The sequence below is a fragment of the Vreelandella arcis genome (assembly GCF_900103865.1).
In the GTDB taxonomy this organism is placed as follows: domain Bacteria; phylum Pseudomonadota; class Gammaproteobacteria; order Pseudomonadales; family Halomonadaceae; genus Vreelandella; species Vreelandella arcis.
In genome coordinates this window covers 1-14,831 of record NZ_FNII01000007.1, presented here as the reverse complement: position 1 = coordinate 14,831, position 14,831 = coordinate 1, and the positions used below count along the sequence as shown (strand labels likewise).

At 57.0% G+C, this 14,831-nt stretch carries 12 protein-coding genes; 2 read left to right on the top strand and 10 right to left on the bottom strand.

The features are described from left to right. From csrA to BLR97_RS09475, 6 genes are all read right to left on the bottom strand, one after another. Complete coding sequence (csrA, locus tag BLR97_RS09500) at window positions 1-189, bottom strand: carbon storage regulator CsrA (RefSeq protein ID WP_089705500.1); 189 nt, start codon at window positions 187-189, stop codon at window positions 1-3. A 194-nt stretch (window positions 190-383) separates the two neighbouring features. Continuing rightward, entirely contained in the window at window positions 384-1,634 is a 1,251-nt protein-coding gene (locus BLR97_RS09495; protein ID WP_089705497.1) for an aspartate kinase, read from the bottom strand. Window positions 1,635-1,740: 106 nt separating this feature from the next. After that, complete coding sequence (alaS, locus tag BLR97_RS09490) at window positions 1,741-4,350, bottom strand: alanine--tRNA ligase (protein ID WP_089705494.1); 2,610 nt, start codon at window positions 4,348-4,350, stop codon at window positions 1,741-1,743. Between the two features lie 159 nt (window positions 4,351-4,509). After that, entirely contained in the window at window positions 4,510-4,971 is a 462-nt protein-coding gene (locus tag BLR97_RS09485; protein ID WP_089705491.1) for a regulatory protein RecX, read from the bottom strand. Between the two features lie 15 nt (window positions 4,972-4,986). Beyond that, complete coding sequence (gene recA, locus BLR97_RS09480; protein WP_089705488.1) at window positions 4,987-6,060, bottom strand: recombinase RecA; 1,074 nt, start codon at window positions 6,058-6,060, stop codon at window positions 4,987-4,989. A 90-nt stretch (window positions 6,061-6,150) separates the two neighbouring features. Beyond that, window positions 6,151-6,684 (bottom strand): CinA family protein, encoded by a 534-nt coding sequence (locus tag BLR97_RS09475; protein ID WP_089705486.1) that lies wholly within the window; start codon window positions 6,682-6,684, stop codon window positions 6,151-6,153. Window positions 6,685-6,816: 132 nt separating this feature from the next. Here BLR97_RS09475 and mutS point away from each other — a divergent pair, with 132 nt between their 5' ends. Together mutS and fdxA are read left to right on the top strand one after the other, a co-directional pair. Continuing rightward, window positions 6,817-9,387, top strand: a complete 2,571-nt coding sequence (mutS, locus tag BLR97_RS09470; RefSeq protein WP_089705483.1) for a DNA mismatch repair protein MutS — start codon at window positions 6,817-6,819, stop codon at window positions 9,385-9,387. Window positions 9,388-9,546: 159 nt separating this feature from the next. After that, window positions 9,547-9,870: a ferredoxin FdxA gene (gene fdxA, locus BLR97_RS09465; protein WP_089705481.1), complete on the top strand. Its 324-nt coding sequence runs from the start codon at window positions 9,547-9,549 to the stop codon at window positions 9,868-9,870. A gap of 518 nt (window positions 9,871-10,388) precedes the next feature. Here the strand turns inward: fdxA and eno are convergent. The 4 genes from eno to BLR97_RS09440 all read right to left on the bottom strand — a co-directional run. Further along, the gene (eno, locus tag BLR97_RS09460; RefSeq protein WP_089705479.1) at window positions 10,389-11,678 is read right to left on the bottom strand and encodes a phosphopyruvate hydratase; all 1,290 of its coding nucleotides are present in this window, start codon (window positions 11,676-11,678) and stop codon (window positions 10,389-10,391) included. A 59-nt stretch (window positions 11,679-11,737) separates the two neighbouring features. Further along, a complete protein-coding gene (gene kdsA / locus BLR97_RS09455) occupies window positions 11,738-12,601 on the bottom strand; it encodes a 3-deoxy-8-phosphooctulonate synthase (RefSeq protein WP_089705476.1) in 864 nt (287 codons plus the stop codon). A 17-nt stretch (window positions 12,602-12,618) separates the two neighbouring features. Then, complete coding sequence (locus BLR97_RS09450) at window positions 12,619-14,274, bottom strand: CTP synthase (RefSeq protein WP_089705472.1); 1,656 nt, start codon at window positions 14,272-14,274, stop codon at window positions 12,619-12,621. Window positions 14,275-14,552: 278 nt separating this feature from the next. Continuing rightward, on the bottom strand, window positions 14,553-14,831 hold a 279-nt coding region (locus BLR97_RS09440; RefSeq protein ID WP_139172927.1), incomplete at its 5' end, for a transposase.

The window sequence follows — 14,831 nt, the reverse complement described above, 5'->3', positions numbered from 1 at the left end:
TCACTCCGTTTCGCTTTCACCGCTTCGCTCACGCTGAATACGCTGATAAATCTCTTCACGGTGAACCGCCACGTCTTTTGGCGCATTGACGCCAATACGTACTTGGTTACCTTTCACTCCTAGCACTGTGACGGTGATTTCATCACCGATCATCAGCGTTTCGCCGACTCGGCGAGTTAGGATGAGCATGGCTGATCTCCTTCTCAGACGTTTTGTACAACGGGATGTGTCCGCCAGAAGCGGCACCCTGCCATTATGCGGCATGGTGCCCCTTGCCACCAACGACACTGGTTCCATGACACCTTAATTTCCCGTTGAATGAAAGCTCACCACCATAAGGCAGCAAGTACTCTTATCAGCGTAGAAGATTTAAGGCACGGATGTTATTCAGATTCGATATCTGATTTATCCAAACCGAATGCTTTATGTAAGGCATTGACGGCCAGTTCCATATGTTTTTCATCAATCACCACCGAAATTTTAATTTCTGAGGTGGAAACCATACGGATATTAACATTCTCATCGGCCAGTACGCGGAACATCTTAGAAGCGACACCAGCGTGGGAACGCATACCGACCCCCACCAGCGATACTTTCGCGATGTTATCATCACCGCGCAGCTCACCGCCGCCCAGACCGGGAATCACCGTTTCTTCGAGCAGTTTTTTGGTGGCCTTATAGTCACCTTTGGCCACGGTAAAGGTGAAGTCGGTGTAATCCCCTGCGGGTGCCACGTTCTGCACGATCATATCGACTTCGATATTGGCATCAGCGATCGGACCGAGAATACGCGAGGCGACGCCTGGCACGTCAGGGGTATTAAGCAGGGTCAATTTGGCTTCGTTTTTAGTGAAGGCGATACCGGAAATCAGCGGTTCTTCCATGGAGTCCTCGTCTTTATCTGCTTCTGCAACAATTAGGGTACCGGGGCCGTCTTCAAAGCTAGACAGCACCCGCAGGGGAACGTTGTATTTACCGGCAAACTCGACCGCACGAATTTGCAGTATTTTTGAGCCCAGGCTTGAAAGCTCAAGCATTTCTTCGACGGTAATGTTTGACAGGCGCTGCGCCTTGGAGCAAACACGGGGGTCGGTGGTATAAACGCCGTCAACATCGGTGTAAATCTGGCACTCATCAGCGCCTAGCGCCGCCGCCAGCGCCACGCCGGTAGTATCCGAGCCACCACGACCGAGCGTGGTAATGTTGCCGTCCTCGTCAACGCCCTGGAAGCCCGCGACCACCACCACTTGGCCTGCGTCCAAATCGGCTTTCAGGTCTTCAGTTTCAATGCGCTGAATACGCGCCTTGGTGTAGGCGCTATCGGTGTGAATACCTACCTGTGCACCGGTATGTGACGTCGCGGCCACGCCGGCCTGCTGCAGCGCCATCGCCAACAGCGAAATCGTTACCTGCTCGCCGGTCGACAGCAGCATGTCCATTTCGCGTGGCGCCGGATCCTCGTTTAGCGCGTTCGCCATTTCCGTCAGGCGGTTGGTTTCGCCGCTCATCGCAGAGACCACCACCACCACTTGGTGACCTTGGTCACGGAAACCTTTGACCTTTTCCGCCACGGCCTTGATACGGTCGACAGAGCCCACCGAGGTACCGCCGAACTTCTGTACGTATAATGCCATATGCCGTTTTTCCTATGTTTTGGAAATGTATGGGGAATGGAAAGTAAAATCCTGTATTACCAATAAACGAAAGGCCGATAGCAAATAATGCCACCGGCCTTTCTATTTAGCTAAGCGTGTTTTCCAACCATGCCGGGACACTGCTCAACGCGCCGGGCAATGCATCGGGCTGACTACCGCCTGCCTGCGCCATATCCGGGCGACCCCCGCCTTTACCGCCCACCTGCGAGGCAACATGGTTGACCAGCTCACCGGCCTTCACTCGCCCGGTGAGGTCTTTGGTGACGCCCGCGACCAAGCTAACTTTACCAGCCGCTTGGTCGGCAACGCCGAGGATGACAACCCCCGAGCCCAGCTTGTTTTTCAGCTGGTCGAGTACGTCGCGAAGCTCTTTGCCTGACACGCCGTCCAGTTGGGTCGCAAGCAATTTAACGCCGTTAACGTCTTGTACCTGACTGAGCATATCGCTACCCGCGGCGCTGGCAAGCTTGGATTTTAACTGTTCAAGCTCTTTTTCCAGACTACGATTACGCTCCACCAGCGACTCGACCCGCGCTTCGACCTGCTCGGGTTTGGTTTTCAACCGCTCACCCAGGCGCTGGACGCGGGCTTCTTGCTCACGGAAATACGCCAGGGCGTTTTCACCGGTAATCGCTTCGATACGGCGTACGCCGGAGGCGATACCCACTTCGTTGACCACGTGACAGCAACCGATGTCACCGCTGCGCGCCACGTGAGTGCCGCCGCATAGCTCGATGGAGAAATCGTCTGCTCCAATGGTCAACACGCGAACATTGTCGGCGTATTTGGCTTCAAACAGGGCAGCAGCCCCCTTGGCCTTGGCTTGATCCAGGCTCATTTGCTCGATTTTGGTCGGCGCATTGGCCAGAATTTGCTCGTTGACTAGCCGCTCGACTTCCGCCAACTGCTCTGCCGTCATGGGTTCGAAGTGGCTGAAATCGAAGCGCAGCCGCTCGGCGTTCACCAGAGAGCCTTTCTGCTGAACGTGATCGCCCAGCACCATGCGCAACGCCTTATGCAGCAGGTGCGTCGCTGAGTGATTGCGGATCGTTGCCGTGCGCAGGCTGGCATCGACCTCGCCACGCACGCCGGCCCCCACACTAAGGGAGCCCTCGACCATGATGCCCTGGTGCAGGTGATGGCCGCTTTGTTTTTGGGTGTCGGTGACCTGAAAACGGCCGCCATCGACATATAAATAACCAGTATCGCCAACCTGACCGCCCGACTCGCCGTAGAACGGCGTGCGATCCAACACTACGGTGCCCTTTTGGCCGGCTTCCAGCGCGACCAGTTCGTTGCCTTCCGTGTCGACCAGCGCGGTAACGCTAGACTGGTCTTCCAGACGATCATAGCCGGTAAAGGTGGTTTCGCCGTCAAGCTCAATGGAGGCACTGTAATCCGCCCCAAACTGGCTGGCCGCGCGGGCACGCTCGCGCTGCGCTTCCAGTTCGCGATGGAAGGCTGCTTCGTCGAGGGTGACTTCGCGCTCGCGGCAGACATCAGCGGTTAAGTCGTAGGGGAACCCATAAGTATCGTAGAGTTTAAAGACCGTCTCGCCGGGTAGGACATCGCCTTCCAGTTCATCGAGCGCGGCGTTGAGAAGCCCCATGCCGTGATCTAGGGTGCGGGCGAACTGCTCTTCTTCCTTCAGCAATACACGGGCGATTTGGCCGCGCGCCTCGCGCAGTTCGGGATAGGCGTCGCCCATCTCGGCATCCAGGGCGTCGACCAGTTTGTGGAAGAACGGCTCGGTAGCCCCCAGCTTGTGGCCATGGCGAATCGCCCGGCGAATGATACGGCGCAGTACATAGCCACGGCCTTCATTGGACGGCAGTACGCCATCGGCAATCAAAAAAGCGCAGGAACGGATGTGGTCGGCGATCACGCGCAGCGACGGCGACTGGGTGTCAGCGTGTCCGGTTGCCTTGGCAGCCGCGTCGAGTAAGTTTTGGAACAGATCGATCTCATAGTTCGAGTGCACGCCCTGCATCACGGCCGCTACACGCTCTAGACCCATACCCGTATCAATCGACGGTTTGGGCAGCGGATTAAGCGTGCCTTCGGCGTCGCGATCAAACTGCATGAACACCAGGTTCCAAATTTCGATATAACGGTCACCATCCTCTTCAGGGCTGCCGGGAGGGCCACCCCACACCTCTGGGCCGTGGTCAAAGAAGATCTCGGAACTGGGCCCACAAGGGCCGGTGTCGCCCATCTGCCAAAAGTTATCTTCATCGAGCTTGGAAAAGCGCTCAGGGTCGATGCCGATCTCATCTTTCCAGATACGTTCGGCTTCATCGTCGCTGATATGCACGGTAACCCACAATTTTTCTTTGGGTAGGCCCAGCGTGTCGGTCAGAAACGTCCAGGCGAAACGGATGGCATCACGCTTGAAGTAATCGCCAAAGCTGAAGTTACCCAGCATTTCAAAGAAGGTGTGGTGGCGCGCAGTGTAGCCGACGTTATCCAGATCATTGTGCTTACCGCCTGCCCGAACGCATCGCTGCGCCGAGGTCGCCCGCACGTAGGAGCGTGGGTCACGGCCAAGAAACACATCTTTAAACGGCACCATTCCCGCGTTGGTAAACAGCAGCGTTGGGTCGTTGCCCGGCACCAGTGAGCTGGTGGGCACAATGGTGTGCCCTTGATCTTCGAAGAAAGATAAAAAAGCCTGCCTGATCTCTGCGCTCTTCATAGGGTATCCGTAACAATAAATCGTGATGCCCCAGGGCGCTATCGCCGCTACCCTCTGGGGTCGCAAAAAAAGCCATTATAGCGCAGTTGTCAAACGACTAAAGCCGCAGTTAGTGGCATAGACATCCAAAGCAATTGCGTATGGGCATCAGAAGGGGGTCTATAGGCAGGATAACGCGTAGCGAATTTGGTCGAAATCAAACCCACGGCTGGCGAGAAAACGCTCCCGCTTGGCGCGCTCTTGGGGGGTAGCACCAGGGGATGAAAAGCGACGCGCCAAGGCCTCACGGGCGAGCTCAAACCAATCGACCGCCTCACGCTCTTCGACAACGGCAAACGCCGCCGCTGATGTCTCTTGGTCGATCCCACGCTGGCGTAATTCGCCTTTAATGCGGATAACACCCTGCCCCCGGTGAATCCGCGAGCGGATAAAACTTTCGGCAAATCGCGCGTCCGACTGTAGCCCTTGTTCAACCAGTGCCTCTAAGCAGGCGTCGATGTCTTCAGCGGCAAACGCTTTGTGTTCGAGTTTACGCGCCAGCTCAGCACGCGCGTATTCGCGCCGAGCCAGCAGTTGAATCGCCACATCCCGAGGTGTGGCATCACGAGACGATGAAAACATGCGGCCTCTAACAGATTAGAGCAGATCGTCTTCGGTATCAGCATCGGCGTCAACGGGTGCTTCCGCCTTAGAAGCGTCTTCTTTTTTCGGGTTGGGCTGGGCAAGCAACTGGGCGCGCACCTGGCTTTCGATCTCTTCCATGATTTCAGGATGCTCTTCCAGGTACTGGGCCGCATTGGCTTTACCCTGACCAATCTTTTTGCCTTTGTAGCTGTACCAGGCACCCGCTTTATCAACGAGGTTCTGCTGTACGCCCAAGTCGACGACTTCCCCGGCGTGGTAGATGCCTTTGCCGTAGAGAATTTGGAACTCGGCCTGACGGAACGGCGGCGCCACTTTATTTTTGACCACTTTTACGCGGGTTTCATTACCGGTGACTTCATCACCCGACTTCACCGAGCCGGTACGGCGGATATCCAAACGTACGCTGGCGTAAAATTTCAGCGCGTTACCCCCGGTGGTGGTTTCGGGGCTGCCAAACATCACGCCGATCTTCATACGGATCTGGTTGATGAACACGACAAGGCAGTTGGCATTTTTAATATTGCCGCTAATTTTACGCAGCGCCTGGGACATCAAACGCGCCTGAAGGCCAACGTGGGCATCGCCCATTTCACCTTCGATCTCAGCGCGCGGCGTTAACGCGGCGACCGAGTCAATGATAATGACGTCGACGCCGCCCGAGCGCACCAGCATGTCGGTGATTTCCAACGCTTGCTCACCGGTATCCGGCTGCGACACCAGCAGGTCGTCCAGATTGACGCCGAGTTTTTCAGCGTAGCTGGGATCCAAAGCGTGCTCGGCATCAACGAAGGCACACACTTTGCCTTGTTTTTGCGCCTGGGCAATGACCGACAGGGTCAGGGTCGTTTTACCCGATGATTCCGGGCCAAAGATTTCACACACCCGACCATAGGGTAGCCCCCCGATACCCAGGGCGATATCCAAACCCAGCGACCCCGTGGACACCGACGGCATTACAACGCGGGGGGCATCGCCCAAACGCATGACCGTGCCTTTACCAAACTGGCGATCAATTTGGGTAAGCGCAGCGTTAAGCGCTTTGGTGCGATTATCATCCTGAGCCATTCAGTTAATCCTCATCAGAAGCTGTATAATTAGCCAGTAGTATGCCAAAGATTAGCCGTTAAACAAATCCTCAACCAGTGTTTCGAGCGATTATTTCGCGCTCGCGTTATCGACTTGTTCCGCCAAACGCGCGACCAAGCCTGCCAGCGCCTGCCGCACGGCTTGCTCGCGCACCGCCTGACGGTCGCCAGGAAAATGAAACCGCTCGGCTTGCTGGCTGAGGGTGTCGCCCCATGCCACCCAGACCGTGCCCACAGGCTTGTCTTCACTTCCTCCGTCGGGGCCCGCCACGCCGCTGACCGCCACGGCGAGCCCAGCACCGCTTTCACGACAGGCCCCCGCCACCATCGCCTTAACCACCGCGTCGCTGACGGCACCATGGGTCTCCAGCGTGGTTTCCGGGACGCCTAGCAGGCGTGTTTTGGCGGCATTGGCGTAGGTGACATACCCAGTCGTAAAATACGCCGAGCTACCCGTCACCGAGGTGATCGCACTGGCAATACCACCACCGGTGCATGACTCGGCGGCGGTGACTTCAACCTTGGCCTGCTGGCAAAGCCGCCCCAGGCGCTGGGCCAGTATAGACAAATCCAGGTTCATTAAACTCGAGACACTGGGTGACATGGTCGCTCCTTCATGTGCGTCGTCAATTCAGCGTAGAATACTGCGTTTAGCTTTCTCAAAGAAATTGCTCAACGAAATTGCCCAACGAACATGCTGCAAGCCACGCTTGCGCCACGCTCAATTAGGACGCCCATGTCACAGGCCAGCCCCGCGCACACGCCCATGATCGCGCAATACTTAAACATCAAACGCGAACACCCTGAGGTACTGCTGTTTTACCGAATGGGTGATTTTTACGAGCTGTTTTTTGATGATGCAAAACGCGCCGCCGGGCTATTGGACATCACCCTAACCCAGCGAGGTCAATCAGGCGGCCAGCCTATCCCCATGGCGGGCGTGCCCTACCATAGCGCCGAAGGGTATTTAGCACGCCTGGTCGCCGCGGGCGAGTCGGTGGCCATTTGCGAGCAAATTGGTGACCCGGCGACCAGCAAAGGGCCCGTCGATCGTCAAGTTGTGCGTATTGTGACACCGGGAACGCTGCACGACGAAGCGCTACTGGATGCCCGCCGCGACAACGTGCTGGTGGCATTGGCACCCGGCAGCGATCGCTGGGGGCTGGCTTGGCTGGAACTTTCCAGCGGGCGCTTTAGCGTACTCGAAGTCGATAGCGAAGCCGAAATGCTGGCCGAGTTAACTCGCCTGTCGCCAGCGGAGCTCCTTGTTCCCGAGAGCCTAACCCTACCGGACACCTGGTCGCAAACGCGCAGCCTGCGCCGCCAGGGCGAGTGGCTGTTCGACTTACAGAGCGCGACGCGCAGTTTGTGCGACCAGTTCGAGGTACAAGATCTACGCGGCTTCGGCTGCGCCCACCTCAACACGGCGTTGGTCGCTGCCGGCGTGCTGATTGACTACGCGCGCGATACCCAGCGCTCACGCCTGCCCCACGTCACCGCGATTAGCGTTGAGAACCGTGACGATGCCGTGGTCATTGATGCCGCCAGCCGGCGCAACCTGGAAATCGACCTCAACCTAGGCGGCACCACCGATAATACGCTGGCCAGCGTGCTGGATACCTGCACCACGGCAATGGGTTCCCGCTTGTTAAAGCGTTGGCTCAATCGACCGTTGCGCCAACGCGATATCATCCAGGGCCGCCAGGCAGGCGTGGCGCTCTTAAGCCTTGATGCCCGCTACCTGACGATGCGCGACACCTTAAGCGACGTTGGCGACGTCGAGCGCATCCTGGCCCGGGTCGCGCTATACAGCGCTCGGCCTCGCGATTTGGCACGCCTGCGCGATGCACTGACCACGCTGCCCGCCCTGGAGCAGCAGCTAAGCGACGTTGAAGAGGGCAGTTTGCTGGATAGCCTACGCCCGCATATTCGGCCTTACCCGGCGATAGCCGACACGCTGCAGCGGGCGCTGGTCGATAACCCCCCGGTGGTGATCCGCGACGGCGGGGTGATCGCCCCGGGGTACGACGCTGAGCTGGATGAGCATCGCGGTCTCGCCGAAAACGCCGGCGATTATCTGGTACAGCTGGAAGTACGCGAGCGGGAACGCACCGGCCTTGCTAATTTGAAAGTCGGCTACAATCGCGTCCACGGCTACTTTATCGAGCTGCCCCGCGCTCAAGCCCAACAGGCTCCGGTGGATTACATTCGGCGGCAAACGCTAAAAAATGCCGAGCGGTTTATCATCCCCGAGCTAAAAGAGTTCGAGGATAAAGCGCTGTCGGCAAAATCCCGCTCGCTTTCCCGTGAAAAGTGGCTCTACGACCAGCTCCTTAACGAGCTGAATGAAGAGCTCAACGCACTGCAGCGCACCTCTCAGGCGCTCGCCGAGCTGGATGTGCTGTGCGCCTTTAGCGAGCGCGCTGAAGCGCTTAACTGGGTGCGACCCACCCTGGTTGAGTCCACCGGCCTGACTATCCAGGCCGGTCGCCATCCGGTGGTCGAACAGGTTAGCGACCATCCCTTCATACCCAACGATGTGACGCTCACCCCCGAGCAGCACATGCTGATTATCACCGGGCCGAACATGGGCGGTAAGTCGACCTATATGCGCCAAACCGCACTGATTGCGCTATTGGCCCACAGCGGTAGCTTTGTCCCGGCCGATGCCGCTGAGATAGGCCCTGTTGACCGCATCTTTACGCGTATCGGCTCGTCGGATGACTTGGCCGGCGGTCGTTCGACGTTCATGGTCGAAATGACCGAAACCGCCAATATCCTGCACAATGCGACCGAGCACAGCCTAGTGTTGATGGACGAAATCGGCCGCGGCACCAGCACCTTCGACGGCCTCTCGCTGGCCTGGGCTAGTGCCGAGCACTTAGCCCAGGCACGCGCGCTAACGCTCTTCGCGACCCACTACTTTGAAATGACCGGGCTACCCGACCAGGCCGACGGAGTGGCGAACATTCATTTAACCGCCACCGAACACGGTGACAACATCGTGTTTATGCACCGGATTGAAGCCGGCCCCGCCAGTCAAAGCTACGGCTTACAAGTCGCACAGCTGGCAGGGGTTCCCGCTCACGTCATTCAGCGGGCACGCGAAAAGCTTGTCACTTTAGAGCAGCGCGACGTAGAGGAGCAGCGCCAGATGCCGTCATCACAACACACTGCTCCCCAACAAAATGACTTATTCGCCAGCGCACCCCACCCTATCGTGGAAGCGCTGGAACATGCTGATGTGGATGGTTTATCGCCCCGGGAAGCACTGGATCTACTGTATCAATGGCGCGAAATGCTCTAATCGACGCATTAGAACAGCGCCGCGATGCTTGCCGCCGCGTGAGGGCACCTCTAGAATGTCGCCCATACTTTTTAGCTTATAAAAAACAGCTGATTTATAACCATTCACGATTGACCACGACCAAGGGCGTCCCCTTGGTCCCGCAAGAGGGATAGCAAGATGACGTTTGTCGTTACCGAGAACTGCATCCAATGCAAATACACTGACTGTGTCGAGGTCTGCCCAGTCGACTGTTTTTACGAAGGCCCGAATTTTCTGGTGATTCACCCGGACGAGTGTATCGACTGCGCGCTGTGTGAGCCGGAGTGCCCCGCCGAGGCGATTTACTCCGAAGATGAACTGCCCGATGGGCAGGAGCAGTTTATCGAGATCAACGCTGAACTGTCGGAGGTATGGCCGAACATTGCCGAGAAAAAAGACCCACTGCCCGATGCCGAAGAATGGGACGGCAAAAGCGGCAAGCTCGAAAAACTCGAGCGCTAAACATGGTATGGCCTCGTTTAACCGAGCCGCCATTAAGCCACGTAGGCTTTTAGAAACCAGCGAATGCGCTGGTTTTTTTATGTGCCACGATTAACTTGTTATATCCATAGACACAAAAAAAGGCGACCCGTAGGCCGCCCGCTCCAAGCACTTCCTCTGACCACTCCCTGTGTCAACTTCCTTTGGTGCTGTCCTTGCCAGGGTCTCACATCGCTGTGTCACCCAGCGCACCAACCTGCATCCCGTTGTTGCATCCTGCTTGAGAGCATCCTTGCCCCCTTGTCCTTAATACGCATTGTGGCAGAACGCCAAGCCATCACAAGGCGGTCAAAAACGACAAAGGGCGAACCTTGGCGGCCCGCCCTTTTCTAAAAATAAAATAAAAACAGATAGTTAACTTTATATCCGTCAATAATTTCTATTTTTCTTACCCACAAAGAGCGATTTTCGACGGCATTTGTAAGAGATCTCTTACAAAATTTTGAGACATCTCTTACAAGGCAACCTCGATTTTGTCCTTACTGGCCTTTAATCGCGGCAATTCCAGGATAGCGAACGTCGCCCAATTCGTCCTCGATCACTAGCAGGCGATTATATTTGGCAACGCGGTCAGAGCGGCAAAGCGAACCGGTTTTGATCTGACCCGCGCAGGTGCCCACCGCCAGATCGGCAATGGTGGTATCTTCGGTTTCACCACTGCGGTGGGAAATCACCGCGGTAAAGCCAGCGTCCTGGGCCATTTTAATCGCATCGAGGGTTTCCGATAGCGAGCCAATTTGGTTGAACTTGATCAGGATGGAGTTACCAATCTGCTCATCAATGCCGCGCTTGAGGATTTTGGTATTGGTCACAAAAAGGTCATCGCCGACCAGTTGAACCTTATCGCCTAGCTTATCGGTGAGCGCTTTCCAGCCGTCCCAATCCGACTCGTCCATGCCATCTTCGATAGACACAATCGGGTAATCGGCGCTCAGGCCCGCCAGGTAATCGGCAAAGCCTTCGGCGTCGTAGCTTTTGCCTTCGCCTGACAGGTTGTACTGGCCGTCTTTGTAGAATTCCGACGAGGCGCAGTCGAGTGCCAGCGTCACATCTTTACCCAGGGCATAGCCTGCATCGGCGACGGCTTGCTTGATAATCGCAAGGGCATCGGCATTGGAGGCCAGGTTAGGCGCAAAACCGCCTTCATCACCTACCGAGGTGGAAAGCCCTTTGGCTGACAGCACCTTTTTCAAGGCGTGGAAAATTTCAGCGCCCATGCGCAGGCCTTCACGGAAGTTGGGCGCGCCCACCGGCTGCACCATAAACTCTTGAATATCGACGTTGTTATCGGCGTGCTCGCCACCGTTTAGGATATTCATCATCGGCACCGGCATGAGGTACTGGCCGGGTTGGCCGTATAGCTCGGCGATGTGCGCATAAAGCGGCACGCCTTTGGCGTTAGCGGCCGCTTTGGCAGCCGCGAGCGAAACAGCGAGAATCGCGTTAGCACCCAGGTTGGCTTTATTATCCGTGCCATCCAGTGTCAGCATGGCGTCATCCAGCCCGCGCTGGTCACGCGCATCCATGCCCAGCAATGCCTCACGAATTTTGCCATTGACCGCGTCCACTGCTTTGAGCACGCCCTTGCCGAGGTAGCGCGCTTTGTCGCCATCACGCAACTCCAGCGCTTCCCGCGAGCCCGTCGAGGCACCGCTGGGGGCACAGGCGTCGCCTACCGCACCGCTGGCTAAACGAACGCTCGCTTGTACGGTGGGGTTGCCCCGTGAATCGAGCACTTCCAATGCGCGGATATCAACAATTTTGGTCATAGCAGTGTCCTTATTTGTCAGTCTAATGAAGGTCTAGCGTATCGCGTTTTACACCGCTATCAACGAATGGCCAGCGGTGTAAAGCCTTTAACCAGCGTATCGAGCTGCACAATCTGGGTGAGAAACGGCTCCAACTGATCCAGCGGTAATGCACAGGGACCATCGCACTTGGCGTTATCCGGATCCGGGTGGGCTTCCAAAAACAAGCCCGCCAAGCCAACCGCGACGCCAGCGCGGGCCAACTCGGCTACTTGCGCGCGACGGCCATCGGCGCTGTCGGCTCGGCCACCCGGGCGCTGAAGTGCATGGGTGACGTCAAAGAATACTGGGTAGCCGGTCTGCTTCATATCGCCAACCCCGAGCATATCCACAATCAGGTTGTTATAGCCAAAGCTAGAGCCACGCTCGCAGAGCATCAAGCGATCATTGCCCGCTTCCTGAAACTTGCTGAGGATATGGCGCATTTCGTGAGGCGCTAAAAACTGTGGCTTTTTGATATTAACCGCCGCGCCCGTTTTAGCCATGGCCACCACCAGATCAGTCTGGCGTGCCAAGAAAGCCGGCAGTTGAATAATATCGGCCACCTCCGCCGCAGGCGCCGCCTGCCAGGGTTCGTGCACATCGGTGATAATCGGCACGCCATGGCGGGCCTTGATATCCGCCAGGATCTGCAGGCCTTTTTCCAGCCCCGGGCCGCGATAGGAATGGATAGAGCTGCGGTTCGCCTTATCGAAACTCGCTTTAAACACGTACGGCATGCCCAGCTTTTGCGTCACGCTAACGTAGGCGCTTGCTACTTCGTCGGCTATCTCAGCCGACTCGAGCACGTTCATGCCACCCAGTAACATCAGTGGCAAAGAATTGCCGGCGGTTAGGCCGGCAACGTTGATATGACGCTCTGCATTAGCAGCTTGAGAAGACATGATCGCTTCCCCCTGTTTTATTCATGCGGTGCGGCGTGAGCACGGGTACGCGCGGCTTTATGTTCTACGGCCGCGTTGATGAAGCCTGAGAACAGCGGGTGACCATCGCGCGGCGTTGAGGTGAATTCCGGGTGGAATTGGCAGGCGACGTACCAAGGATGATCCGCCAATTCGACCATTTCAACCAGGGACTGATCGACGCTCTTGCCCGAGATGACCAACCCGGCCTCTTCCAGCTCGTCGATAAACTGGTTGTTGACCTCATAACGGTGGCGATGACGCTCAACGATTTCGTCGGCACCGTACGCCGCACGGGCCTTACTGCCTGACGCAAGGTGGCACACCTGACCACCCAGGCGCATGGTGCCACCCAAATCGGAGGCGGCGTCGCGCAGTTCGATCTTGCCTTCCGCGTTGAGCCACTCGGTGATCAGGCCGACCACGGGGTGTTGGGTGTTGTGGGTGAACTCGGTGGAGTTGGCGTCCGGCCAGCCGGCCACGTTGCGTGCGAACTCAATCACCGCCACCTGCATGCCTAGGCAGATACCCAGGTAAGGCACTTTGTTTTCGCGGGCAAACTGCGCGGTCATGATTTTGCCTTCCACGCCGCGCTCGCCAAAGCCACCCGGCACTAGAATGGCATCTTTACCCGCCAAGCGCTCGGCACCGTGGCGCTCGATGTCTTCGGAGTCGATGAAGTCGATGTTGACCTTGATACGCCCTTGAATGCCAGCATGCGTCAGCGCTTCGTTGAGCGATTTGTAGGCGTCCAGGAGCTCCATGTACTTGCCGACCATGGCGATGCTCACCGACTTCAGCGGGTTAAGCTTGGCATCAAGGACTTTCACCCATTCGGACAGGTCGGCTTCGGGGGCTTCCAGGCGCAGCTTGTCGCAGACGATATCGTCCAAGCCATGCTCGTGGAGCATCAGCGGGATGCGATAGATCGTATCGGCATCCTGCAACGGCACGACCGCGCGCTCTTCCACGTTGGTGAATAGGGCGATTTTGCGGCGCTCGCTCTCTTCCAACTCGACCTCGCTGCGGCAGATCAGAATATCCGGCTGGATACCGATGGAGCGAAGCTCTTTAACACTGTGCTGGGTTGGCTTGGTTTTGGTTTCGCCCGCCGTTTTGATGTAGGGCACCAACGTCAGGTGCATGAACAGCGCACGGTTGGCGCCCTGCTCACTACGAATCTGGCGGATCGACTCCAGGAAAGGCAGCGATTCGATATCGCCCACCGTACCGCCGATTTCCACCAGTGCGACGTCAAAGCCTTCGCCACCGGCATAAACACGCTGTTTGATTTCATCGGTGATATGCGGAATGACCTGCACGGTACCGCCCAGGTAATCACCACGGCGCTCTTTGCGCAGCACGTGTTCGTACACCCGCCCAGTAGTGAAGTTGTTGCCCTGGGTCATCTTGGTACGAATGAAGCGTTCGTAATGACCCAAGTCCAGATCGGTTTCGGCACCATCCTCGGTGACAAATACCTCGCCATGCTGGAAGGGACTCATAGTGCCCGGGTCGACGTTGATGTAGGGGTCGAGCTTGAGCATGGTGACCTTAAGGCCGCGCGCCTCGAGAATCGCCGCCAGCGAGGCCGACGCGATGCCCTTGCCGAGAGAGGACACAACGCCGCCGGTCACGAAGATATATCGTGTCATGAAAAACCTGTCGAAACGTGATCAAAAGGCACGGCAGAAAGCCACACCAGGATGGGATGGCAGAATAGCAGAGTACGACCTAAGGCTCAATTACAGCAGGACGAACCAGAAATGCATGGGTGTTGTAAGAGCGCAATTCATTGCGCGATCAGCCATCATCGAAGCACCGAAGGTGATGACCGATAGATAGCCTGATCGCCCGACAAGTCGAACTCCTACAAGACCTCGTGCAAGACGGGGTGGTAGATACCGTCTCTCGATACCAACTGCAAGGGGCTTTATGTCCCTTGCGGCCGATATTCGCTTTGTGACTTCAACACCCCGAAAGCGATATGTACCAATTTGCGCATAGCCGCCCCCAGCGCCGACAACGTTGGCTTGCCACGGGCTTTGAGTCGTGCAAATTGCTCGCTGACGTCAGGATTACAGCGGGTCGATACGACGGCGGCCATATAAAGTTTCCGGCGGATACTGGGCGCCCCTGCCTTGGAAAGATGGGATCGCAGCTTCACCGATGTACCTGACTCTTTCAGTATCGGCACGAGGCCCAGAAAGGC